Origin of the sequence: Streptomyces sp. NBC_01142 (genome assembly GCF_026341125.1) — a bacterium.
GTDB lineage: Bacteria > Actinomycetota > Actinomycetes > Streptomycetales > Streptomycetaceae > Streptomyces.
In genome coordinates this window covers 1370952-1393321 of the sequence record NZ_JAPEOR010000002.1, presented here as the reverse complement: position 1 = coordinate 1393321, position 22370 = coordinate 1370952, and the positions used below count along the sequence as shown (strand labels likewise).

The following is a 22370-nucleotide window of genomic DNA, read 5'->3' as shown; positions in this document are numbered from 1 at the left end:
CACCGGTCTCTGACGTCCTGCCGGGTGAAAGCTTGGTGCGTACGGACCCCTGGACCGACAGTACGTCACCCCTCGACCACCTACTCACGGTAGCTTTTCCCCGTCGACCCAGAGGCATCGTGCCCATCGGCTCCGGTAAATTACATCACGTCACATGCTGTCCCTTTTGTGGAGTTTGACTCCCGATGATGTTTACTGAGGCCGCTGGGAAGACGATCCTCGTCCCACACTGGAGGTCCCGGTGACGACACGCGGCGTTCTGTACGTTCACTCCGCACCGCGCGCGCTGTGCCCGCACGTCGAATGGGCGGTCGCGGGTGTTCTTGGTGTGCGGGTGCAGCTCGACTGGATCCGGCAGCCGGCATCGCCGGGCACCTGGAGAGCCGAGTTCTCCTGGAAGGGCGAGGTGGGCACGGCCTCCAAACTCGCCTCAGCGCTGCGCGGCTGGCAGATGCTGCGCTTCGAGGTGACCGCTGAACCCTGCCCCACTGCGGAGGGCGAGCGTTACAGCGCCACGCCCGAACTGGGCATCTTTCACGCGGTCACCGGGATGCACGGCGACATCCTGATCCCCGAGGACCGGCTGCGCGCGGCCCTGGCGCGCTCCTCCCAGGGGGAGACGGACCTCGAGGCGGAGATCTCCAAGCTGCTGGGCAAGCCGTGGGACGACGAGTTGGAGCCGTTCAGATACGCGGGCGAGGGCGCACCGGTCCGCTGGCTCCACCAAGTGGTGTAACCCCCAAGACTGGTCCCCGACAGGCGCCCCCGGCTGACGCCCGCCCGAGACCTCACGCCGTCCCGCCTCTGCCTGCACGGGGCACACCCCGATCTGCGCCCGCCGCGCCCTTCCCCGGCCGGGGGACACCGCCGGCCCCCGCGGCGCCCCACGCCATCTCTCCCCGAACTTGGACACCCCGGAGCCCTGTCCGAGCCCGGCCGTGCGGCGCGTGTCATGGCACTGGGCCTCTGCCCTCGTGGCGGCACATCCCCGGCCCGCGCCCTCGCCTGTCGCGGACCCCGAACCGTGGATACCCCGGGCCCTGTCCGCGCCCGTCGCGCAGCGTGGCACCCGCCCGGCCTCTGCCCTCGTCGCGGCACGTCCCGGGCCCAGTCCGCCCGCGCCCTCGTCCGCGCCCTCGCCCGCGCAGCGCGCCTCATCCCACCCGGCCCACCCGGCCCACCCGGCCCACCCGGCCCACCCGGCCCACCCGGCCTCTTCCCGAGCGGGTGACATCCCCGCCCCGCCGCGCTCGCCGCGTCACCTCGGCCCGTCTCTCCCCGAACAGGGGGCATCCCCAGCCACGCCCCCACCGCCGTGCGGCGAGAAGCTGCCGCGCAGGGAGACCGGGGGTACGAAGTGCCCCCGGAAACAAGGGCGGGTGGGTGGGGAGAGAGCACCCCGCGCCGGACACGGCTGAGGCCCGCCCCCTTGAAGGGGGCGGGCCTCAGTCATGAGCCGGCGGGTCAGACCGTACGGAACGCCAGCACCACGTTGTGGCCGCCGAAGCCGAACGAGTTGTTGATCGCGGCGATCGTGCCCTCGGGCAGCTTGCGCGGCTCGTCACGCACGATGTCCGCGTCCACGGCCTCGTCGAGGTCATCGATGTTGATCGTGGGCGGGGCCGTGCGGTGGTACAGCGCGAGGACCGTGGCGACGGTCTCGATGCCGCCCGCACCGCCCAGCAGGTGACCGGTCATCGACTTCGTGGCGGAGACCGCGACATGGTCGAGCTCGTCACCCAGGATCTTGCGCAGGGCCTTGATCTCGGCGATGTCGCCCTGCGGGGTGGACGTGGCGTGCGCGTTGAGGTGCGCCACCTCGGACGGCTTGAGGTCCGTCGCGTCCAGCAGGTTCTGCAGCGCGGTCGCGATGCCGCGGCCGGTCGGCTCGGGCTGGGCGATGTGGTGGCTGTCCGCGGACAGGCCCTGGCCCAGGACCTCGCAGTAGACCTTCGCGCCGCGCCGGGCGGCGTGCTCGGCCGACTCGAGGATGACGACGCCCGCGCCCTCGCCGAGGATGAAGCCGTCACGGGCCTTGTCGTACGGACGCGAGGCCTTGCCCGGCTCGTCGTTGTTCTTGGACATCGCCATCATGTTGGCGAACGCCGCGATGGGCAGCGGGTGGATGGCCGCCTCGGTGCCGCCGGCGACGACCACATCGGCACGGCCGGTACGGATCATCTCGACGGCGTAGCCGATGGCCTCGGCGCCGGACGCGCAGGCGGAGACGGGAGTGTGCACGCCCGCCTGGGCGTTCACCTCCAGGCCGACGTTGGCGGAGGGGCCGTTCGGCATGAGCATGGGAACGGTGTGCGGGGAGACGCGGCGTACGCCCTTCTCCTTGAGCACGTCGTACTGGTCGAGCAGAGTCGTTACTCCACCGATGCCGGAGGCGATGACGGTACCCAGACGCTCAGGAGCGATCTTGGCGTCCTCGCCGGCCGGAGCGGTGTAACCGGCGTCGGCCCAGGCCTCGCGCGCGGCGATCAGCGCGAACTGCGCCGAACGGTCCAGCTTGCGGGCCAGCGGGCGCGGCAGAACCTCGCCCGGGTCGACCGCGGCGGGTGCCGCGATACGGACCGGGAGGTCGGCGAAACGCTCGCCCTCGAGGGCCTTCACTCCGGAACGCCCGGCAAGCAGGCCTTCCCAGGTCGATGCGCTGTCGCCACCCAACGGTGTGGTTGCGCCGATACCGGTGACGACCACGGTGCGATTGGTCGAGCTCACTGGAATTCTTTCTCCACGTGTAGAGGGTGCTGAATCTTCACGGCGCCACCGCCGGGTGGCGACTAACGCTGCGGCCTGATCAGGCCTGGTGCTTCAGGATGTAGTCGGCAGCATCGCCGACCGTCTTGAGGTTCTTGACGTCCTCGTCCGGGATCTTCACGTCGAAGCGCTCTTCGGCGGCGACGACGACCTCGACCATGGACAGCGAGTCGACGTCCAGGTCGTCGGTGAAGGACTTGTCCAGCTGGACGTCCTCGACCGGGATACCGGCGATCTCGTTGACGATCTCGGCGAGACCGGTAACGATTTCTTCCTGAGTGGCGGCCATGTGGCGCTCCTTCGGTTTGTTCTCAGAGGGTGTGGTGTCCGGAAGATCCGGTCGCCTAAGGGAGGGTAACGACCGTCGCGGCGTAGACGAGACCCGCCCCGAAGCCGATGACGAGCGCGGTGTCGCCGCTCTTCGCCTGTCCGGTCGCCAGGAGCCGCTCCATCGCGAGCGGGATCGAGGCGGCCGAGGTGTTGCCGGTGGTCTCCACGTCACGGGCGACCGTGACGTGCTCCGGCAGCTTCAGAGTCTTCACCATCGAGTCGATGATCCGCATATTTGCCTGGTGCGGAATGAAGACGTCCAGGTCGTCCGCGCTGATTCCGGCCGCGTCCAGCGCCTGCTGGGCGACCTTCGCCATCTCGAACACGGCCCAGCGGAAGACCGCCTGGCCCTCCTGCGTGATTGCCGGAAACTTCTCGACCGTACCGTTGCGGTAGTCGTCCCACGGGACGGTCTGCTTGATGGTCTCGGACTTGTCGCCCTCCGAGCCCCAGACGGTCGGGCCGATCATCGGCTCCTTGGCGGGGCCGACGACTACCGCGCCCGCACCGTCGCCGAACAGGAAGGCCGTCGCACGGTCCTCCAGGTCGGTCAGGTCGCTCAGCCGCTCGACGCCGATGACCAGTACGTACTCCGCCGAGCCCTCGACGACCATGCCCTTGGCCAGGGTCAGGCCGTAGCCGAAGCCCGCGCAGCCCGCAGAGATGTCGAACGCGGCCGGCTTGTTCGCGCCGATCTTGTCCGCGATCTCGGTGGCGACGGCAGGGGTCTGCTTGAAGTGCGAGACGGTGGAGACGATCACGCCATCGATCTGCTGCGGAGTGAGACCGGCATCGGCGATGGCCTTGCCGGCCGCCTCGATGGACATCGCCGCGACGGTCTCCTCGGGAGAGGCCCAGTGGCGGGTGGCGATGCCGGAGCGCGAGCGGATCCACTCGTCGGAGGAGTCGATCGTCTCGAGGATCACCTCGTTGGGCACGACCCGGACAGGGCGGTAGCCGCCGACGCCCATGATGCGTGCGTACGGGGCGCCCTGGCTGGGCTTGATCTTCGTCGACATGCTCTCTACGGCTCCTTGTCAGGCTTGGTGCTCGGCGAGCAGCGTGCGGGCCGCGTCGAGATCGTCGGGGGTCTTGAGCGCGAGCGTCTGCACGCCCGGCAGGGCGCGCTTGGCGAGGCCGGTGAGCGTGCCGCCGGGGCAGACCTCGATCAGGGCGGTGACGCCCCGCTCCTTGAAGTTCTCCATGCACAGGTCCCAGCGGACCGGATTGGCGACCTGGCCGACCAGCCGCGAGATGACCTCCGCGCCGGTGGTGACGGTCTGCCCGTCCTTGTTCGAGACGTACGGAACAGCCGGGTCGGCGACCGCGAGTTCGGCGGCGGCCTCCTGCAGCTTTGCGACCGCAGGCTCCATGTGGTGCGTGTGGAACGCGCCGGCCACCTTCAGGGCGATGACACGGGCCTTCTCGGGCCTGTTCTCGGCCAGCGCGGCGAGCTGCTCGGCGGTGCCCGCGGCGACGATCTGGCCGGCACCGTTCACATTCGCCGGGGTCAGCCCGAGCTTCTCGAGGTGGGCCACGACCTGCTCCGGGTCGCCGCCGAGGACGGCCGACATGCCGGTCTCGGTGACCGCGGCGGCCTCGGCCATGGCCAGGCCGCGGGTGCGTACGAAACCGAGCGCGGCGGTGTCCTCGAGGACGCCCGCGAAGACGGCCGCGGTGATCTCGCCGACGCTGTGACCGGCGACGGCGCCGGGCGCCACCTCACCCAGCGCGGCGGCCGACAGCAGGCCGGCGGCGACGAGGAGAGGCTGTGCCACGGCGGTGTCGCGGATCTCGTCCGCGTCGGCCTTGGTGCCGTAGTGGGCAAGGTCGAGCCCGATGGCACCGGACCAGGCCGCGATGCGGTCGGCGGCGCCGGGGAGGTCGAGCCAGGGAGTCAGGAAGCCGGGCGTCTGAGCGCCTTGGCCGGGAGCGACGAGTACGAGCACCCTCACACTCTCTCTTGTGGACGGCTCCAACCGCCCGTGGGGACAGGGACGAAGAACCGTCAGGGGAATTGTCGGTGTTCGACAAAAGTCTAGGACTGCGTATCCGCCTGGGCCAGACGCCCCAGGATGAGGGCGATTCGCAGAGTGAACGCGGAGCGGACATCGGAGGGTGACCAGCCGGTGACGTCGGTCACACGTCGAAGCCGGTAGCGCACGGTGTTGGGGTGCACGAAGAGCATGCGGGCGGCGCCCTCGAGGCTGCTTGCCTGCTCCAGGTAGACACTCAGAGTTTCCAGCAGCGCCGAGCCGGCTTCCTCCAGTGGTCTGTAGATCTCCTCCACCAACTGGTCGCGTGCTGCAGGGTCCGAGGCAATCGCACGCTCCGGCAGCAGATCGTCGGCGAGAACCGGGCGCGGGGCGTCCTGCCAGGCGGAGCACGCCTTGAGCCCCGCGGCCGCGGCCTGCGCTGACCTGGTGGCGGCGAGCAGGTCGGGGACGATGGGGCCCGCGACCACCGGGCCTGCCGCATAGGGCCCGATCAGGCCCTTGGCGACGTGCAGCGGATTGTCGCTGCCGCCCGCGATGACGACGAGCCGGTCGCCGAGCACTCCGGTGAGGACCTGGAGCTTGGCGTGCCGGGCGGCCCGGCGGATCGCCTCGACGGTGAGCTCACTGTCGCCGTCGGGGGCGGTGCCGAGGATCACGCAGACATGTTCGGGGGAGTTCCAGCCGAGCGCGGCGGCGCGGGAGACCGCGCCCTCGTCGGCCTCGCCCGACAGCACGGCGTTGACGACCAGGGACTCCAGGCGGGCGTCCCAGGCGCCGCGGGCCTCGGCGGCCTGCGCGTACACCTGGGCGGTGGCGAAGGCGATCTCCCGGGCGTAGACGAGCAGCGCCTCGCGCAGGACCGACTCGTCGCCGGGTGCGGCGACCTCCTCGATCGCCGACTCCATGACCTCGATGGTGGTGCGCACCATCTCGACGGTCTGGCGCAGGGTGATCGCGCGGGTCAGCTCGCGCGGAGCCGTGCCGAAGACATCGGTCGAGATCGCCTGCGGGGTTTCCGGATGCCGGAACCACTCGGTGAACGCGGCGATGCCGGCCTGGGCGACCAGGCCGATCCACGACCGGTTCTCCGGGGGCATCGCCCGGTACCAGGGCAGCGTCTCGTCCATACGTGCGATGGCGTTCGCGGCGAGCCGGCCGGAGGACTGCTCCAGCCGGCGCAGGGTCGCGGTATGCGGGTGGGAGGGCTTCGCTGCAGGTTCGGGCACGGGACAAGACTGCCTTATCGGGACGGGGGAGCGGAGTGGCGGGGGCTCCTGTTCCCCGTTCCGCCTCCGTGGCGACATCGGCCGCCGACGCGACGGGCGGCCTGCGAGCCCGGCTGCCCGGCGGGGCTACGGTGGACCCGTGACTGACGTACGGCGCTCCGCCGACCGCTACCGCGGCGGCGACCCCGCCTCGGGCATCGAGTCCCTGCACGCCTTCTCCTTCGGGCGCCACTACGACCCCGACAACCTTCGCTTCGGCGCGATCCTCGCCTGCAACGAGGAGCGGCTCGAGCCCGGCGCGGGCTTCGACGAGCATCCGCACAGTCACACCGAGATCGTCACCTGGGTCGTCGAGGGCCGGCTCACCCACCGCGACTCGGCGGGCCGTGCGACGGTCGTCGGGCCCGGGGACGTCCAGCGGCTCAGCTCGGCCGGCGGGGTGCGGCATGTGGAGCGCAACGACGGGGACGCGCCGCTGGTGTTCGTGCAGATGTGGCTCGCGCCCCTGGCGCCCGGCGGTGACCCCTCGTACGAGATCGTGCACGGCATCGCGGACTCGACGCCGTACGCCCTCCCGCAGGCCGGCGCGATGCTGCACGTCCGCCGGCTCACCCCGGGCGAGCGCACCGCCGTCCCGGACGCGGGCGCCGTGTACGTCCATGTGGTGCGGGGTGAAGTCCGGCTCGGGGGCGCGGAGTTGGGGCCGGGCGACTCGGCGCGGATCGAGGATGCCGAGGGCCTGGAACTGGCGGCGGGGGCGGCCGGGCCCGCCGAGATCCTCATCTGGGAGATGTGACCGGGCAGGTGTGATCCGGGAGAGGTGACCGGACAGGCGTGACCCGGGAGAGGTGACCCGGCAGAGGTGATCCGGGAGAGGTGACCCGGCAGAGGTGATCCAGAGCTCCGTCCGTTCTCCGGTGGGCCCCCCGGCCCGGTCGGGGCGCGCCGGTGTCCGGCCTCAGCCCAGCTCGGCGAGGACCGCGTCCGTGAACGGCGGCCATGCCTCGACCGCCCACGGCCCGAACGCCCGGTCCGCGAGCGCCACGCACGCCGCGCCCGCGACCGGGTCGATCCACAGGAACGTGCCGGACTGGCCGAAGTGGCCGAAGGTGCGCGGCGAGGACGAACTGCCCGTCCAGTGGGGGGACTTGCCGTCCCGGATCTCGAAGCCGAGGCCCCAGTCGTTGGGCTTCTGGTGGCCGTAGCCCGGGAGGATGCCGGACAGTCCGGGGTGGACGACCGACATCGCCTCCAGGACCGTACGGGCGTCAAGCAGCCGCGGGGCCTGCACCTCGGCGGCGAAGCGGACCAGGTCGTCGACCGTGGAGACGCCGTCCTTCGCCGGGGAGCCGTCCAGGGTCGTCGCCGTCATGCCCAGCGGCTCCAGCACCGCCTGCCGCAGATACTCCGCGAACGGAATGTCCGTCGCCTTGGCGATGTGGTCGCCGAGCACCTCGAAGCCCGCGTTGGAGTAGAGCCGGCGGGTGCCGGGCGCGGCGGTCACCCGGTGCTCGTCGAAGGCCAGGCCCGAGGTGTGGGCGAGCAGATGACGGACCGTGGAGCCCTCGGGACCGGCGGGCTCGTCGAGCTCGACCGCCCCCTCCTCGTACGCCACCAGCACCGCGTAGGCCGCGAGCAACTTGGTGACGGAGGCGAGCGGGAAACGGCGCGAGACCGGGCCGTACGACCCGGCCACGGTGCCGTCCGCTCGTACGACGGCGGCCGCCGCGGTCGGTACCGGCCAGTTCTCGATCATCGCCAGGCTTTGCATGCGTACGAGCCTAAACGGTTCTACAGAGTGAGCCGCATGGCCGGGTCGGGGGTGCGGGCGAAGCCGAGGGAGGCGTACAGCGGCTCGCCCTCGGAGGAGGCGCGCAGGTCGATCCTGCGCACGCCGCGCTCGCGGAACCAGTCGATCAGTGCCTCCATGCAGGCGCGGGAGTGGCCGCGGCGGCGCATGTCGGGGTCGGTCGCGACGCTGAAGACATAGCCGCTCGCGCCCTGCGGATTGCCCGGTCCGCCGAGCCGGTACTCGATGGTGCCGACCGCGCAGGCCGCCAGACCCCCGGGGCGCTCGACCACGAAGGCGGTGAGGTCGGCGGCCGGGTCGGCGAGCTTCTTTCGGAGGGTCTCCACGGCGGTGGGCTGCCAGTCGGCATCGGGGTCGGCGCCGGCCTGCGAATCCAGCATGACCTTGCGGAGGCGCACCAGCTCTTCGGCGTCGTCGGGCGCTGCGAGGCGTGCGGGGCGTGCGGGGCTCATGCGCCGGAGGCTAATCGGCGGTACACGAAAACTTCCATCCGTTTCTCCTTGCTTCGAGTGCACTCCAGGGTTTTAGCGTTGAGGGCATGACGTTGATCGAGAGCACGCCTGCACGGCCCGCACGGACGGACATCTGCGCCGCGGCTCCCCGGGCGCATCCCCGCCCCGAGGGGCAGGACCGCTACACGATCAGCGAGGTCGTCGCCTTCACCGGACTCACCGCGCACACCCTGCGCTGGTACGAGCGGATCGGGCTGATGCCGCACGTCGACCGTTCACACACGGGGCAGCGGCGCTTCACCAACCGCGACCTGGACTGGCTCGCCTTCGTCGGCAAGCTGCGGCTGACCGGAATGCCGGTCGCGGACATGGTCCGCTACGCCGAGATGGTGCGGGAGGGCGAGCACACCTTCGAGGCGCGGCAGGAACTGCTGGAGCAGACCCGGCGCGACGTACTCGCGCGGATGGCGGAACTCCAGGACACCCTCGCCGTACTCGACTACAAGATCGACTTTTACGCGGACGCCCGGCGGGCGTCGGAGAGGCTCTGAACCCTGATGAGCAACAGCAAGATCGCACAGGTACGGCTCGGGACCGGCGGACCGCAGGTCGGCGTGCAGGGCCTGGGCTGCATGGGCATGAGCGAGTTCTACGGAGAGACGGACCCGCAGGCGGCCCGGGACACCCTGGAGGCGGCGCTGGCGGCGGGCGTCACACTCTTCGATACCGCCGATGTGTACGGGCGCGGGGCCAACGAGGAGTTCCTGGCGCCCTTCGTCGGCGCGCACCGCGACGAGATCGTCCTGGCCACGAAGTTCGCCATAGAGCGGACCGACGACCCGCACTACCGGGGCATCCGCAACGACCCCGCGTACATCCGCCAGGCCGTCGAGGACAGTCTGCGGCGGCTGAAGACCGACGTCATCGACCTGTACTACATGCACCGCCGCGACCCGGCCGTGCCGTTCGCCGAGTCCGTCGGCGCGATGGCCGAGCTAGTACGGGAGGGCAAGGTCAAACACCTCGGGCTGAGCGAGGTCACCGGCCCGGAGCTGCGCGAGGCGCACGCCGTGCACCCGATCGCGGCGCTGCAGTCGGAGTGGTCCCTGTTCAGCCGGGACGTAGAGCGCAGCGCGGTGGGCGTGGCGGCCGAGCTGGGCGTCGCCTTCGTGCCGTACTCGCCGCTCGGACGCGGCTTCCTGACCGGCGCGTTCGCGGACGCCGCCAAGGAACTGGCGGCGGACGACTTCCGTAAGTTCCAGCCGCGCTTCACCGGCGACAACGCCAGGGCCAACGCCGCCCTCCTGGAGCCCGTCCACAAGATCGCGGCCGCGCACGGCGCGACGGCGGCGCAGGTCGCCCTCGCCTGGGTGCAGCAGCGGGCCGAGGTGCACGCCCTTGCCGTGGTCCCGATCCCCGGGACCCGCAAGAGCAGCCGGCTGCTGGAGAACCTCGGCGCGACCCGGCTGACGCTGACCGCGGAGGAGCTGGCGGTTCTGGAGCCGATCGCCGGGCTGGTGGAGGGGGACCGCTACCCGGACATGTCCTCGACCTCGGCGGCACGCGAGGCCTAGGGGGAAGGACGCGAAGCCCGCCGCGTGCAGCGCTGCTGCTGCGCGGAGGGTCTTCGTCGCCTGCGGGGCCGAGGCCGCACGCGTACCGCCCGGGCGTAGAACGGCATCCGGGCCGGAGAGGAGCCGGCCGGGGGAGTGGGGGCGCCCGGCCGGCGGCCCCGGGACCGTACCGGGAAACGAACCAGGAACCGCCGCCGCGCCCGGCGGGTGTGCCGGCAGCCCCGGCTCGTTGCCGCGGAGGTGTCGGGCCGCGGCTCTCACAGCTCCGCGAGCAGCTGCGTCTTCTTCGTGCTGAACTCCTCGTCCGTCACCAGCCCCGCCTGGTACAGGTCCCCGAGATGCCGGATCCGCTCCGCGATGTCGGCCGGGTCCCGGCGGTCCGCCGGCCGCATCGCCAGGGCCGGCGCCGTGCCCGCGTTCCGTACGGACTCCAGCACCGCCGCCGCGAAAGGCAGCGACTCGTGCACCGGCCCGTACCCGAGCCCGAAGACCACCGCCGCCGGGTCCTGGTCCGCTTGTGCGGGCCGCGGCCCGTGCGGCCCGTCGTCGGACCCGGGCCCGGAACCGGAGGGCGAGCCGGGGGCCGAGCCCGAACCGGCTGCCGCGCCCGCCCCCGCTCCAGAACCGTTTCCGCGCGGCAGCAGTCGCAGATAGCCGTCGAAGACCTCGGGCGAGCGCCACTCCACCCCGCTCAGCTCCGACACCGGGAAACTCTGGTCGCCCGCCTTCCACTTGGCCGACGACGCACCCGTCCAGAACCAGCGGAAGGTTACGTGCGAGCCGTCGAAGGAGGCTTTTCCGTCGTACGCCTTGAAGTTGAGCGGGGCCTCGGGCGCCGCCACGGTGTACCGCTCGGCGGGTTCGTCCGCGTCCGCCGGGAGAAGGGCCCGCAGTTCGTCGCGGTAGTACTCGGCGAGCGTCTCGCGATCCGCGGGCAGCACCAGCCGGTACGGGTCGCAGCCTTCCTTGAGCTGCCCGGCCGCTGCCTCCATCAGAGGATCCGCGCCGGGTCTGGGCACAGCGTGCAGCACCACCGTCCCGCGCTTGCCCGGCGAGAGCGTCACCGCCGTCAACGCTTCGTGGGGGATGCGGCGTTCGCCGAGCGCAGAGAAGAGCTTCGGCGTGCGGATTCCCCGTTCGAAGCGGATGAGCAGGGAGTCGGTCTCGAACTCCCAAGTGGCTTGAATTCCGGCCAGCACATCACCCATGGGCCTCATCGTAGGCGCCGTGCGCCCGCGCGTCGCCCCTCGGCGCTCACCCCGGTCCACGACGCTCTACGCGCGTCAGGCCGTGCCGTCGCCGTAAATACCACCGCGGCACGTGTCATTGGCGCTCGCACAGCTCACGCTGCGGTACGAACCGACCCCTATCTCGGCGAAGTTGCTGACGCTCTCGGTACCCGGCTCGAAATAGCCGGTGTGGCCGACAGCGCCCGCCGAGGACAGCAGCCGCGCCCCGAACTCCGGTGTCACCGGGTCCTCGCCGTGACCGATCCCGCCGACCGCCATGTGCGGCACGCCCTGGATCCAGTCGTCGCCGTCCCGCATCGCCCACACCCGCGCCCGGGAGTGCAGCCCGGCCACGTTCTCGGCGCGCATGCCCGGGCTGCCGGCCACCGCTATGTCGCCGACGCGGTCGGGCAGATGACGGGCGGCGACGCCGCACACCACGGAGCCGTAGCTGTGGCAGAACAGCGCGACGCTCGAGTCGCCGGGCAGCGCGCCGGTGAGTGCGGTCAGCCGTACCGCGCCGTTCTCGGCAAGGCGGCCGATGGCCGAGTCCACGCCCACGCCGACGGGCGCGGTGTAGTCGGCCCAGGCGATGACGGCGGTACGGGTACCGGGAGAGGCGGCCCGCTGAGCGGCGTACAGGGACTGGGCCATGCCGACGGGCGCCGTGTACTTGCGGGCGGTCCGCTGGAAGGTGAGCAGATTGGTGTCGACGCCGGGGACGACCACGGAGACGCGCTCGGCGTCGTCGAGGTCGCCGAAGACCTCGGCGACCTTGCCGGATCCCGAAGGGTCGAAGGCGAGTATCTGCCGGTCGGGGTGCATCAGCGCCTCGAAGCGGTGCATCCGCCGGACCGCGTCGTGGCGGCCGTCCGGGCTGAGGTGGGCGTCGTTCACGCGCACGCGCTCCGTATCGAGCGATTTAGCGAGCGACTGGCGGTTTGCGTGGTAGCGCAGGGTGACCGGGGCGCCGTTGAGGTTTCCGACGACGAGCGGGAACCGGTCGGCGAGGCGGGCGCGTTGGCCGCTGCCGAGCGAGGAGAAGAAGGTGGCGAGCTGCTGCGGCGGCGAGTCGGGGCCGGGCAGTGCGCGCGCACCGATGCGGGCCTTCCCCCAGGCGGTCAGCTCGGCCTCGAGAGCGTCACGGGGACCGTTCTGATGTCGTATCGCTGTCCAGCCGGTCGTCGCCAGCATGACGAACACGACGGCGAGGGCGAGCAGAGTGCGCCATGCGGTCAGGGTGGGGGAGGAGTCGAAGGAAGTCACTGCGGGACACCCTAGAAGAAGCGCGAGGGGCGTCGTGAAGACCGTGAGTGAGATCACGTGTCCTGCGGGGAAAGAGGGGGAAAGTGGTCACACTGCGTGCACCTGAGGCGTACGCTCCGCCGCTTTCGTGTCGTGGGAACGTCGCGCCCTTATGCCGCATTTACGCCGGGCGCCGTTCTCGATTCGTGCGGGGCGCCGGTTCTCGATTCATGAGGTGCGCCAGTTCTCGGCGAGCGCGGGTCCGAGGTGGTCGAGGTAGGCCTCCGTCAGCCCCCGGAGCGACTCCATGCTGGCGTCCACGCCCTGCCCCCAGAGCCGGCCCGTCACTCGCATCACCCCGCTGAATGCGGCGACGGCGATACGCGGCCTGGGGTCCGCGTCCACGTCGAGCCCCTCGCGCTCGGCGATCAGCTCGGCGATGGTCTCCTCCACCTCGGTGGAGCGGCGCAGATGGGCGGCGAGCAGCACGGGCGTCGACTCGATCATCTGGTAGCTGCGCATGTGCAGCTCGACCGGCACGATCTCCTCGATGGCCTCGCCGATGGTGTCCCAGGCGGACAGCACCGCGTTGCGCAGGGCTTCGAACGGCCCCTCATCGGCGGGTCGTTCGCGCAACTCCGCGATGAAGTGGGTCTCGACGAGCTCCTGGACGGCGAAGGCGGCCTCCTCCTTGCTGGCGAAGTACCGGAAGAAGGTGCGCTGGGAGACCTCGACCGTTTCGACGATCTCGTCCACGGTCGTCTGCTCGTACCCCTTGGCGGTGAAGAGTTCGAGGGCGACGCGCAGCAGGGCGTCGCGCGTGCGCTGCTTCTTGCGTGCACGCAGTCCGGTCGGCTCGGCCGTCACTTCATGGTCCCTTTCCGGCTTTGACCCGCTCAGCTGCCTGTGAGCTACGTGACAGTTACCGACTTGTGAATGGGTTTGTCAACTGTCAGTCGCTGTCATAACCTCGCATGCATGACTAGTCAGACCACCGTCGAAGAGGCGCCGCAGGGTCCGCAGGGGCTCGGGCCGACGCCGGTCAAAGGGCTGCGCGGCCACCCCTGGCTGACGCTTCTCTCCGTCGCCGTCGGCGTGATGATGGTCGCGCTGGACGGCACGATCGTCGCGATCGCCAACCCCGCGATCGCGAAGGATCTCCAGGCGTCGTCCTCCGAGGTCCAGTGGATCACCAACAGCTACCTCCTCGCGCTCGCCGTCGCGCTGATCACCGCCGGCAAGCTCGGCGACCGCTTCGGCCACCGCCAGACCTTCCTGCTGGGCATCGCGGGCTTCGCGGCGGCCTCGGGGGCCATCGGTCTGTCGGACAGCATCGGCCTGGTGATCGCCTTCCGGGCGCTCCAGGGTCTGTTCGGTGCCCTGCTGATGCCGGCCGCGCTCGGTCTGCTGCGCGCCACCTTCCCCGCCGAGAAGCTGAACATGGCGATCGGTATCTGGGGCATGGTCATCGGCGCCTCGACCGCGGGCGGCCCCATCGTCGGCGGTCTGCTCGTCGAGCACGTCAGCTGGCAGTCGGTGTTCTTCGTCAATGTGCCGGTCGGCGTTCTCGCGCTCGTCTTCGGCCTGCTGGTCCTCAAGGACTACCGGGCCGAGAACGCGCCGAAGTCCTTCGACATCGTCGGCATCCTGCTGCTGTCGGGCGCGATGTTCGCCCTCATCTGGGCCATCATCAAGGCCGGCGAGTCGTGGGGCTGGGGCAGCGGCAACACGTGGGCCTGGCTCGCGGCCTCGGTGATCCTCTTCGCGGTGTTCGCCTTCTGGGAGACCAAGGTCAAGGAACCGCTCATCCCGCTCGGCATGTTCCGCTCGGTGCCGCTGTCGGCGGGCACCGTGCTGATGGTGCTCATGGCCTTCGCCTTCATGGGCGGCCTGTTCTTCGTGACGTTCTACCTCCAGGGCGTCCACGGCATGACCCCGGTCGACAGCGGTCTGCATCTGCTGCCGCTGACGGCCATGATGATCGTCTCCTCGCCGGTCGCGGGCGCACTGATCACCCGGTTCGGGCCGCGTATCCCGCTGGTCGGCGGCATGGTCTGCACCGCGGTCGCCATGTTCGGCATGACCACTTTGACGACGGAGACCGGCACGCTGCCGATGTCCATCTGGTTCGCCCTGCTGGGCCTCGGCCTGGCTCCGGTCATGGTCGGCGCCACCGAGGTCATCGTCGGCAACGCCCCGCTGGAGCTCTCCGGTGTCGCCGGCGGCCTCCAGCAGGCCGCGATGCAGGTCGGTGGCGCGCTGGGTACGGCAGTCCTGGGTGCGGTCATGGCGTCCAGGGTGAGCACGGACTTCCCCGTCAACTGGGCGGACGCGGGTCTTCGCACGCCGCCCGACCCGAAGCTGGAGGAGGCCGCCAAGCTGGGCGCGGTCCCGGAGCAGCTGGCCAAGGCGCCGGGCGTGACGCCGGATGCCTTCGACAGGATCGGTGGCGTCATCCACGACACGTTCATGTCGGGCATGGGCCTGGCCTTCACCGTGGCGGGTGTGGTCGCGGTCGTCGCGGCGGTGGTCGCCATTTTCACCAAGCGCGGCGAGAACGCCGACCAGGGCGCGGGCGGCGCCCACATCTGACACGTTCGCGTGACACCCGCACCCGAGCCCACCCCCGCCTGCGGCGCATGCGCCGTCGGGTGGAGAGGGCCGGGTGCGCCATGCGGCCGGGCAGCCTTCGTGCGCGCGGTGGTTGCGTTTCGGGCCCGACCGGGCACTGCGGGTGCGCCCGTGCCACTGTCGCCTATGTCGCCTATCCGGGTGGCGTGCGTCCGACCCTCTTCCCTGACGTGGGATCCGCAGGTCAGTGTGCGGTCAAGTGATCCGTACGACACGGGGGTTGACCGATATGCGCAAGACCGTCACGGCCACAGTCCTGGCCGCAGCAGCACTCATGCCCCAGCTGCTCCAGCTGCCTCACCTGCCTCGGGCGGCAGCCGCAGTCGCCGCACCGGGCCTCGGACAGTGCGCCACCGGCGAGCTCTGCCTCTGGGAGAAGGGTGACTTCAGGGGGACCCGCCGGACCCACGAGCTCGCCGGGCTCGACATCGAGAGCTGTGTGCCGCTGCCGCCCGGCACCTCGGCACAGGCGCTCGCCAACCGGACCGGGCGGCCCGTCACCACCTACCAGTCCGAGGAGTGCGCGGAGACCGGAGAGTTCGAGACCTACCCGGGCGGCGGGACATGGGTACCCCAATCCCCGTACCGGGTGCGGGCCTTCAAGGTCTGGGAGAGCTGAACCGGGGTACCCGCAGTCCGAGCCGCGAATCGACAACCCGCGAATCGACAACCTCAGGGAGTGATGATGGCGGGCTTCGGACACACCACGCGCAAGCACCCCCGCTCACGAGGCCGGACGTGGTCGCGGAGCGGGCCGGACCGCGCGGCACTCGGAATCGCCGGGCTGATCTGTGCGATCGCGGGATTCTTCGTGCTGGGGATCGTCCTCGGCCCGATCGCGATCGTCTGCGGCCGGCTCGGCATGGGGCGCCGCTGGAACGGCGCACAGCCGATTCCGGCGCTGGTCGCCGTCGTGCTCGGTGCCATCGACACCGTGCTGGCGATCGTCTGGCTGGCGGGAGCCTCCCCCATGGGCAACGGTCTCTTCTGACTCCGACGGCCCACGCCACACGGCCCACGCCACACGGCCCGTGCCACACGGCCCACGGCCTACACCACACGGCCTACGCGGCCCCACGGCAAACGGCCCGCCCGGCCGATGAGCCTGAGCGCGGCCGGGCGGACAGTTCAGACGGCCGCGTTGTCGGGCCCGGAGGCGTCACCCTGCGCCGGTACGGCGGGGGCCGCCGCCGGGCCCGTCAGCCGCCCGACCTCCGCCCGCAGTTCCTTGACCTCCCGGGTGAGCGCCTCCAGGAGCGCCGTGCGACGGCGCTCCTCCGCGTCGTCCCGCTCGAAGCGGGAGATGAACCACGCCGCGATATTGGCGGTGACGACACCGAGCAGTGCGATCCCCGAGAGCATCAGCCCGACCGCGAGCATCCGCCCGAGCCCGGTTGTCGGCGCGTGGTCCCCGTACCCGACCGTCGTCATCGTCGTGAACGACCACCACACCGCGTCACCCAGCGTCTTGATGTTCCCTTCCGGCGCGTCCCGCTCCACATGGAGCACGGCCAGCGACCCGAACATCAGCAGCCCGACCACCGCGCCCCCGACATACGTCGTCAGGGTGATCTGCGGCGCCATTCTGGCCCGCCGGCCCACCAGCAGCAGCGTCGAGACGAGCCGCAGCAGCCGTAGCGGCTGCACGAGGGGCAGCAGCACCGCGATCAGATCCAGCGGATGGCTGCGTACGAAGAGCCACGCGGACGGTGCCAGCACCAGCCGTACGAGGTAGTCGACGGCGAACGTCCCCCACACCACCCACTCGGTGATCTGACATACCGCGTGCACCCACGGGTCCGCGCCGGGCACCACGATCGGGACGGCGTACGCGACGGCGAACGCAAGGGCGAGCGAGAGCAGGGGCGTATGCATGCGCTCTTCCCACCGGACCTGTGCTGTTCGCTGCTTCATGTCCGCATCGTAAGGAGACCGAAGGGCGGCAGGACCCCATGGGGTCCTGCCGCCCTTCGAACCGTTACCGAGACGCCTTCGCGTGCCCGGACACCTGCGCGAGATGCCTACGCGTGCCCGAGATGCTTCCGCGTACCGAGGTGCCTACGCGTCGCCGCCTGCCGCGCCCGGGTCGGCCGCCGCCACATCCAGCAGCTGGTAGCGGTCCACCGCCTGCTTCAGCAACGAGCGGTCGACCTTGCCGTCCCGCGCGAGCTCGGTGAGCACCGCGAGAACGATCGACTGCGCGTCGATGTGGAAGAAGCGACGGGCCGCACCCCGCGTGTCCGCGAAGCCGAAGCCGTCCGCGCCCAGCGACTGGTAGGTGCCGGGGACCCAGCGCGAGATCTGGTCCGGAACGGACCGCATCCAGTCCGAGACCGCCACGAACGGGCCGCCGGAGCCGGAGAGCTTCTGCGTCACATACGGCACGCGCTGCTCCTCCTCCGGGTGCAGCAGGTTGTACCGCTCGACGTCGACGGCCTCGCGGCGCAGCTCGTTCCAGGAGGTCGCCGACCAGACATCGGCCTTGACGTTCCACTCCTCGGCGAGGATCTTCTGCGCCTCGACCGCCCACGGCACGGCCACACCGGACGCCATGATCTGCGCGGGGATCTCACCGGCCTCGCCCGCCTTGAAGCGGTAGATGCCCTTGAGGATGCCGTCCACGTCCACGTCGGCGGGCTCCGCCGGGTGCTGGATCGGCTCGTTGTAGACGGTCAGGTAGTAGAAGACGTCCTCGGCGTTCTCGCCGTACATCCTCCGCAGACCGTCCTTGACGATGTGCGCGATCTCGTAGCCGAAGGCAGGGTCGTACGCGACACAGCCCGGGTTGGTCGACGCGAGCAGCTGGGAGTGGCCGTCCGCGTGCTGGAGACCCTCACCGGTCAGAGTCGTACGTCCCGCGGTCGCGCCCAGCACAAAGCCGCGCGCGAGCTGGTCGGCCATCTGCCAGAACTGGTCGCCGGTTCGCTGGAAACCGAACATCGAGTAGAAGACGTACACCGGGATCAGCGGCTCGCCGTGCGTCGCGTACGCCGAACCGGCCGCGATCAGGGACGCGGTGCAGCCGGCCTCGGAGATGCCGTCGTGCAGCATCTGCCCGGTCGGCGACTCCTTGTACGCGAGCAGCAGGTCACGGTCCACCGCTTCGTACTGCTGGCCCAGCGGGTTGTAGATCTTGGCGGTCGGGAAGAACGCGTCCATGCCGAAGGTGCGGTACTCGTCCGGGGCGATCAGCACGAAGCGCTTGCCGATCTCCTTGTCCCGCATGAGGTCCTTGAGGATGCGGACGAACGCCATGGTCGTGGCGATCGACTGCTGGCCCGAGCCCTTCCTGGCGGTCGCGTAGGTCTTGTCCTCCGGCAGGACCAGCGGCTTCGCACGCACGACACGGGTCGGGACGTACCCGCCCAGCGACTTGCGGCGGTCGTGCATGTACTGGATCTCTTCCGAGTCACGGCCCGGGTGGTAGTACGGCGGCGCGCCGTCCTCGAGCTGCTTGTCGGTGATCGGGATGTGCAGACGGTCGCGGAAGCCCTTGAGGTCGTCGACCGTCAGCTTCTTCATCTGGTGGGTGGCGTTGCGGCCCTCGAAGTTCGGGCCGAGGGTCCAGCCCTTGACCGTCTGGGCGAGGATCACGGTCGGCTGGCCCTTGTGGGCCTTGGCCGCCGCGTATGCCGCATAGACCTTCTTGTGGTCGTGACCGCCGCGGCCCAGGTGCAGGATCTGCTCGTCGGTCATGTTCTCGACCATGGCGCGCAGCCGGGTGTCGTCGCCGAAGAAGTGCTGACGGATGTACGAGCCGGTCTCGGTCGCGTACGTCTGGAACTGGCCGTCCGGCGTCGTGTTCAGCTTGTTGACCAGGATGCCGTCGCGGTCCTGTGCGAGCAGCGGGTCCCAGGAGCGGTCCCAGACCAGTTTGATGACGTTCCAGCCGGCGCCGCGGAACTGCGACTCCAGCTCCTGGATGATCTTGCCGTTGCCGCGCACCGGGCCGTCGAGGCGCTGCAGGTTGCAGTTGACGACGAAGGTCAGGTTGTCCAGGCCCTCGCGAGCCGCGATGGAGAGCTGGCCGAGCGACTCGGGCTCGTCCATCTCGCCGTCGCCGAGGTAGGCCCAGACATGCGACGTGGAGGTGTCGGCGATGCCGCGCGCCTCCATGTAGCGGTTCATCCGCGCCTGGTAGATCGCGCCGAGGGGGCCGAGGCCCATGGAGACGGTCGGGAACTCCCAGAAGTCCGGCATCAGCCGCGGGTGCGGGTAGCTGGACAGACCGTTGGGGGCCTTGGACTTCTCCTGGCGGAAGGCGTCGAGCTGGGCCTCGCTGAGGCGGTCCAGCATGAAGGCGCGGGCGTAGATTCCGGGCGAGGCGTGGCCCTGGAAGAAGATCTGGTCGCCGCCGTCGCCCTGGTCCTTGCCACGGAAGAAGTGGTTGAAGCCCACGTCGTAGAGGGACGCGGAGGAGGCGAACGTGGCGATGTGGCCGCCGACACCGATACCCGGGCGCTGCGCGCGGGAGACCATCACCGCGGCGTTCCAGCGGGTCGCGTTGAGAACCTTGCGCTCGATCTCCTCGTTTCCGGGGAAGAACGGCTCGTCCTTGGTGGCGATGGTGTTGACGTAGTCCGTGCTGCGCATCTCGGGCACGGCCACGCGCTTCTCGCGGGCCCGCTCGATCAGGCGGAGCATCAGGTAGCGGGCACGCTCCCGGCCCCGCTCGTTGACGGCGGCGTCGAGAGAGTCCAGCCACTCCTGGGTCTCTTCAGGATCGAAGTCCGGGACCTGGCTGGGAAGGCCGCCAATGATGATCGGGTTGCGATCGGATCCGGAAGCCACGCTATTCCTTCGCTGTTCGGGGTACTGCCTCTACGGGACGTAAAGGTCGTACGGGACATACGGGATGCTCTGCGAGGTGTCGCACCGCCTCCATCGTGTACCGCGGGGAGGCAAACGTCATCTCTACCGGGGGGTAACCCCGGTAGTCCGGGACATCCGTTCCGAACTCCGGTTCCGGGTTCGGTCAAATCGCAACCTTACGCCCGAGCCGCCAATGTGTTCCGTTCGGCTGTTCGGTTCCGATTGGCGTACCGAAAGGGAGGAAAGGCGCAAATATGGCCGAATGGTGTGCCATGAATCGCGAGAGGGCCTCGAGCGTGCCTGGAGTTGCGTCGAGACGGCCGCAAACGTCACCGTTTCGGCGGTCTGAACGGCCGGGTACTTGCGCGATCCGTCCCGCCCGTGTGGACTACGGCCAACGCCGCGCGTACGCGCGCGGCCGCAGCATTTTCCGAAAACGATCAGGAGGCAAGCCGTGAGCGCGACCGCGGACCACGCGGAGGAGCGGACCAACCCAGCCGCAAGGCTGGGGTTCGAGCCCGGACAGGTGGTCCAGGAGATCGGCTACGACGATGACGTCGAGCAGGAGCTCCGTGAGGGCATCGAGGCCGTGACGGGCCAGGAAATCGTCGACGAGGACTACGACGACGTCGCAGACGTCGTGTTGCTGTGGTTCCGGGACGAGGACGGCGACCTTACGGACGCACTGGTGGACGCCATCGGTCTGATCGACGAAGGTGGAGCCGTCTGGCTGTTGACGCCCAAGACCGGCCGTGACGGGTATGTCGAGCCCAGCGACATCAATGAGGCCGCACAGACCGCGGGACTCTCCCAGACCAAGAGCATCAACGCCGGTAAGGACTGGACCGGCAGCAGGCTGGTGACTCCCAAGGCGGCGAAGTCCAAGCGCTGAGCCGCAGCACAGCATGTCCACCTACGCAGATGGCCCCCGCCGACGTCAGTCGGCGGGGGCCATCTGCGTAGGGTAGGGATCACTGGATCGGCCTACCGAAGGGATGCATGTCATGGCGATCGAGGTCGGCACCAAGGCCCCGGACTTCGAGCTGAAGGACAACCACGGCCGCACCGTGACGCTCTCCGAGTTCCGCGGCGAGAAGAATGTGGTGCTCCTCTTCTATCCCTTCGCCTTCACCGGGGTGTGCACGGGCGAGCTCTGCGCGCTCCGTGACGAGCTGCCGACGTTCGTCAACGACGACACCCAGCTGCTCGCCGTCTCCAACGACTCGATCCACACCCTGCGCGTCTTCGCCGAGCAGGAGGGCCTGGAGTACCCGCTGCTGTCGGACTTCTGGCCGCACGGCGAGGCCTCGCGCGCGTACGGCGTCTTCGACGAGGAGAAGGGCTGCGCCGTGCGCGGCACCTTCATCATCGACAAGGAGGGCGTGGTCCGCTGGACCGTCGTCAACGCCCTGCCCGATGCCCGCGACCTGAACGAGTACGTCAAGGCACTCGGCACCCTCTGATTCTCCCGGCCCGATTCTCCCGGGCCGTTCTCCCGGCCCGATCTGCTGGGCCGATTCTGGCGGGCCGGATTCTCCCGGGCCGGGCCGGCCGATGCGCAAAGGCCTGTTTTGCGCGGGAACCGGTCACTAGGATCCAGTCGTTGATCCGATGCAACGCACGACGGGGGCGCTGCCCCTGACAACCAAGGAGGGACTCGTGGGAGTCAGCCTCAGCAAGGGCGGCAACGTCTCGCTGACCAAGGCCGCACCGAACCTGACCGCGGTCACCGTCGGTCTGGGCTGGGACGTCCGGACCACCACCGGCAATGACTTCGACCTCGACGCCAGCGCCCTGCTGACCAACGCCGAGGGCAAGGTCGCCAACGACGGCAACTTCGTCTTCTTCAACAACCTCAGGAGCCCCGACGGCTCGGTCGAGCACACCGGTGACAACCTCACGGGTGAGGGCGAGGGCGACGACGAGCAGATCAAGGTGAACCTGGCGGGCGTGCCCGCCGAGGTCGACAAGATCGTGTTCCCGGTCTCCATCTACGAGGCAGAGAGCCGCCAGCAGTCCTTCGGCCAGGTGCGCAACGCCTTCATCCGCGTCGTCAACCAGGCCGACAACAACGAGCTCGCGCGGTACGACCTCAGTGAGGACGCCTCCACCGAGACCGCGATGGTCTTCGGCGAGCTGTACCGCAACGGCGCGGAGTGGAAGTTCCGCGCCATCGGCCAGGGGTACGCGTCCGGCCTGCGCGGCATCGCGCAGGACTTCGGTGTGAACGTCTGAGCCGGCAGCATCTCCGCCTCCGGCGCCGCACACGTCCGTGCGGCGCCGGACGTGCCTCGACCG

Annotated in this window: 22 protein-coding genes; 10 read left to right on the top strand and 12 right to left on the bottom strand. The window is 70.0% G+C overall.

Features of this window, described 5'->3' with window-relative positions; all coding sequences use genetic code 11:
* Positions 1–241: 241 nt before the first annotated feature.
* Complete coding sequence (locus OG883_RS23805; protein ID WP_266544327.1) at positions 242–736, top strand: DUF3145 domain-containing protein; 495 nt, start codon at positions 242–244, stop codon at positions 734–736.
* Positions 737–1464: 728 nt separating this feature from the next.
* Here the strand turns inward: OG883_RS23805 and OG883_RS23800 are convergent.
* From OG883_RS23800 to OG883_RS23780, 5 genes are all read right to left on the bottom strand, one after another.
* On the bottom strand, positions 1465–2727 hold the full coding sequence (locus OG883_RS23800) for a beta-ketoacyl synthase (RefSeq protein WP_266544324.1): 1263 nt from the start codon (positions 2725–2727) through the stop codon (positions 1465–1467).
* Positions 2728–2806: 79 nt separating this feature from the next.
* Entirely contained in the window at positions 2807–3055 is a 249-nt protein-coding gene (locus tag OG883_RS23795) for an acyl carrier protein (protein ID WP_024490626.1), read from the bottom strand.
* A gap of 55 nt (positions 3056–3110) precedes the next feature.
* A complete protein-coding gene (locus OG883_RS23790; RefSeq protein WP_266544320.1) occupies positions 3111–4115 on the bottom strand; it encodes a ketoacyl-ACP synthase III in 1005 nt (334 codons plus the stop codon).
* A gap of 18 nt (positions 4116–4133) precedes the next feature.
* Positions 4134–5045: an ACP S-malonyltransferase gene (locus OG883_RS23785; protein WP_266544317.1), complete on the bottom strand. Its 912-nt coding sequence runs from the start codon at positions 5043–5045 to the stop codon at positions 4134–4136.
* 89 nt (positions 5046–5134) lie between these two features.
* A complete protein-coding gene (locus OG883_RS23780) occupies positions 5135–6319 on the bottom strand; it encodes a CdaR family transcriptional regulator (RefSeq protein ID WP_266544315.1) in 1185 nt (394 codons plus the stop codon).
* 139 nt (positions 6320–6458) lie between these two features.
* On the opposite strand from OG883_RS23780, the gene OG883_RS23775 reads away from it, so the two are divergent.
* Positions 6459–7115, top strand: coding sequence for a pirin family protein (locus tag OG883_RS23775; protein ID WP_266544312.1), 657 nt, complete (start codon positions 6459–6461; stop codon positions 7113–7115).
* Positions 7116–7277: 162 nt separating this feature from the next.
* Here OG883_RS23775 and OG883_RS23770 read toward each other — a convergent pair whose 3' ends face one another.
* Entirely contained in the window at positions 7278–8090 is an 813-nt protein-coding gene (locus OG883_RS23770) for a serine hydrolase (protein WP_266544310.1), read from the bottom strand.
* A 20-nt stretch (positions 8091–8110) separates the two neighbouring features.
* Positions 8111–8581 (bottom strand): GNAT family N-acetyltransferase, encoded by a 471-nt coding sequence (locus OG883_RS23765; RefSeq protein WP_266544308.1) that lies wholly within the window; start codon positions 8579–8581, stop codon positions 8111–8113.
* 86 nt (positions 8582–8667) lie between these two features.
* Here OG883_RS23765 and OG883_RS23760 point away from each other — a divergent pair, with 86 nt between their 5' ends.
* Both OG883_RS23760 and OG883_RS23755 read left to right on the top strand, forming a co-directional pair.
* On the top strand, positions 8668–9132 hold the full coding sequence (locus tag OG883_RS23760; RefSeq protein WP_266544306.1) for a MerR family transcriptional regulator: 465 nt from the start codon (positions 8668–8670) through the stop codon (positions 9130–9132).
* A 6-nt stretch (positions 9133–9138) separates the two neighbouring features.
* Positions 9139–10155, top strand: coding sequence for an aldo/keto reductase (locus OG883_RS23755; protein WP_266544304.1), 1017 nt, complete (start codon positions 9139–9141; stop codon positions 10153–10155).
* A gap of 257 nt (positions 10156–10412) precedes the next feature.
* On the opposite strand, the gene OG883_RS23750 is transcribed toward OG883_RS23755, so the two are convergent.
* The 3 genes from OG883_RS23750 to OG883_RS23740 form a co-directional block, all read right to left on the bottom strand.
* Positions 10413–11363 carry a DUF4429 domain-containing protein gene (locus OG883_RS23750; RefSeq protein ID WP_266544302.1) on the bottom strand — a complete coding sequence of 317 codons (951 nt, stop codon included), beginning with the start codon at positions 11361–11363 and terminating at the stop codon, positions 10413–10415.
* 75 nt (positions 11364–11438) lie between these two features.
* The gene (locus OG883_RS23745; RefSeq protein WP_266544300.1) at positions 11439–12650 is read right to left on the bottom strand and encodes an alpha/beta hydrolase; all 1212 of its coding nucleotides are present in this window, start codon (positions 12648–12650) and stop codon (positions 11439–11441) included.
* A gap of 207 nt (positions 12651–12857) precedes the next feature.
* On the bottom strand, positions 12858–13496 hold the full coding sequence (locus OG883_RS23740) for a TetR family transcriptional regulator (protein ID WP_266544298.1): 639 nt from the start codon (positions 13494–13496) through the stop codon (positions 12858–12860).
* Positions 13497–13607: 111 nt separating this feature from the next.
* Between OG883_RS23740 and OG883_RS23735 the strand changes: the two genes are divergently transcribed.
* From OG883_RS23735 to OG883_RS23725, 3 genes are all read left to right on the top strand, one after another.
* Positions 13608–15221, top strand: coding sequence for an MFS transporter (locus OG883_RS23735; protein ID WP_266544296.1), 1614 nt, complete (start codon positions 13608–13610; stop codon positions 15219–15221).
* A gap of 268 nt (positions 15222–15489) precedes the next feature.
* On the top strand, positions 15490–15879 hold the full coding sequence (locus tag OG883_RS23730) for a peptidase inhibitor family I36 protein (RefSeq protein ID WP_266549377.1): 390 nt from the start codon (positions 15490–15492) through the stop codon (positions 15877–15879).
* A 63-nt stretch (positions 15880–15942) separates the two neighbouring features.
* Positions 15943–16251, top strand: a complete 309-nt coding sequence (locus OG883_RS23725; RefSeq protein ID WP_266544295.1) for a small hydrophobic protein — start codon at positions 15943–15945, stop codon at positions 16249–16251.
* A 137-nt stretch (positions 16252–16388) separates the two neighbouring features.
* On the opposite strand, the gene OG883_RS23720 is transcribed toward OG883_RS23725, so the two are convergent.
* Both OG883_RS23720 and aceE read right to left on the bottom strand, forming a co-directional pair.
* Positions 16389–17174: a potassium channel family protein gene (locus tag OG883_RS23720; protein ID WP_266544293.1), complete on the bottom strand. Its 786-nt coding sequence runs from the start codon at positions 17172–17174 to the stop codon at positions 16389–16391.
* Positions 17175–17318: 144 nt separating this feature from the next.
* A complete protein-coding gene (gene aceE, locus OG883_RS23715; RefSeq protein WP_266544291.1) occupies positions 17319–20051 on the bottom strand; it encodes a pyruvate dehydrogenase (acetyl-transferring), homodimeric type in 2733 nt (910 codons plus the stop codon).
* Positions 20052–20526: 475 nt separating this feature from the next.
* Between aceE and OG883_RS23710 the strand changes: the two genes are divergently transcribed.
* The 3 genes from OG883_RS23710 to OG883_RS23700 all read left to right on the top strand — a co-directional run bounded on the left by OG883_RS23710 (position 20527) and on the right by OG883_RS23700 (position 22307).
* Complete coding sequence (locus OG883_RS23710) at positions 20527–20964, top strand: DUF3052 domain-containing protein (protein WP_266544289.1); 438 nt, start codon at positions 20527–20529, stop codon at positions 20962–20964.
* Positions 20965–21076: 112 nt separating this feature from the next.
* On the top strand, positions 21077–21535 hold the full coding sequence (locus tag OG883_RS23705) for a peroxiredoxin (protein ID WP_266544287.1): 459 nt from the start codon (positions 21077–21079) through the stop codon (positions 21533–21535).
* Positions 21536–21731: 196 nt separating this feature from the next.
* Positions 21732–22307 carry a TerD family protein gene (locus OG883_RS23700; protein WP_266544285.1) on the top strand — a complete coding sequence of 192 codons (576 nt, stop codon included), beginning with the start codon at positions 21732–21734 and terminating at the stop codon, positions 22305–22307.
* The last annotated feature ends 63 nt before the right edge of the window (positions 22308–22370 follow it).

Excerpts from the sequence above, each read along its gene's own strand:
- OG883_RS23795 (WP_024490626.1), bottom strand. The coding sequence starts at position 3,055 with ATGGCCGCCACTCAGGAAGAAATCGTTACCGGTCTCGCCGAGATCGTC.
- OG883_RS23765 (WP_266544308.1), bottom strand. The coding sequence starts at position 8,581 with ATGAGCCCCGCACGCCCCGCACGCCTCGCAGCGCCCGACGACGCCGAA.
- OG883_RS23750 (WP_266544302.1), bottom strand. The coding sequence starts at position 11,363 with ATGGGTGATGTGCTGGCCGGAATTCAAGCCACTTGGGAGTTCGAGACC.
- OG883_RS23735 (WP_266544296.1), top strand. The coding sequence starts at position 13,608 with ATGACTAGTCAGACCACCGTCGAAGAGGCGCCGCAGGGTCCGCAGGGG.
- OG883_RS23790 (WP_266544320.1), bottom strand. The coding sequence starts at position 4,115 with ATGTCGACGAAGATCAAGCCCAGCCAGGGCGCCCCGTACGCACGCATC.
- OG883_RS23720 (WP_266544293.1), bottom strand. The coding sequence starts at position 17,174 with ATGAAGCAGCGAACAGCACAGGTCCGGTGGGAAGAGCGCATGCATACG.
- OG883_RS23725 (WP_266544295.1), top strand. The coding sequence starts at position 15,943 with ATGATGGCGGGCTTCGGACACACCACGCGCAAGCACCCCCGCTCACGA.
- OG883_RS23705 (WP_266544287.1), top strand. The coding sequence starts at position 21,077 with ATGGCGATCGAGGTCGGCACCAAGGCCCCGGACTTCGAGCTGAAGGAC.
- OG883_RS23760 (WP_266544306.1), top strand. The coding sequence starts at position 8,668 with ATGACGTTGATCGAGAGCACGCCTGCACGGCCCGCACGGACGGACATC.
- OG883_RS23730 (WP_266549377.1), top strand. The coding sequence starts at position 15,490 with ATGCGCAAGACCGTCACGGCCACAGTCCTGGCCGCAGCAGCACTCATG.
- OG883_RS23755 (WP_266544304.1), top strand. The coding sequence starts at position 9,139 with ATGAGCAACAGCAAGATCGCACAGGTACGGCTCGGGACCGGCGGACCG.
- OG883_RS23770 (WP_266544310.1), bottom strand. The coding sequence starts at position 8,090 with ATGCAAAGCCTGGCGATGATCGAGAACTGGCCGGTACCGACCGCGGCG.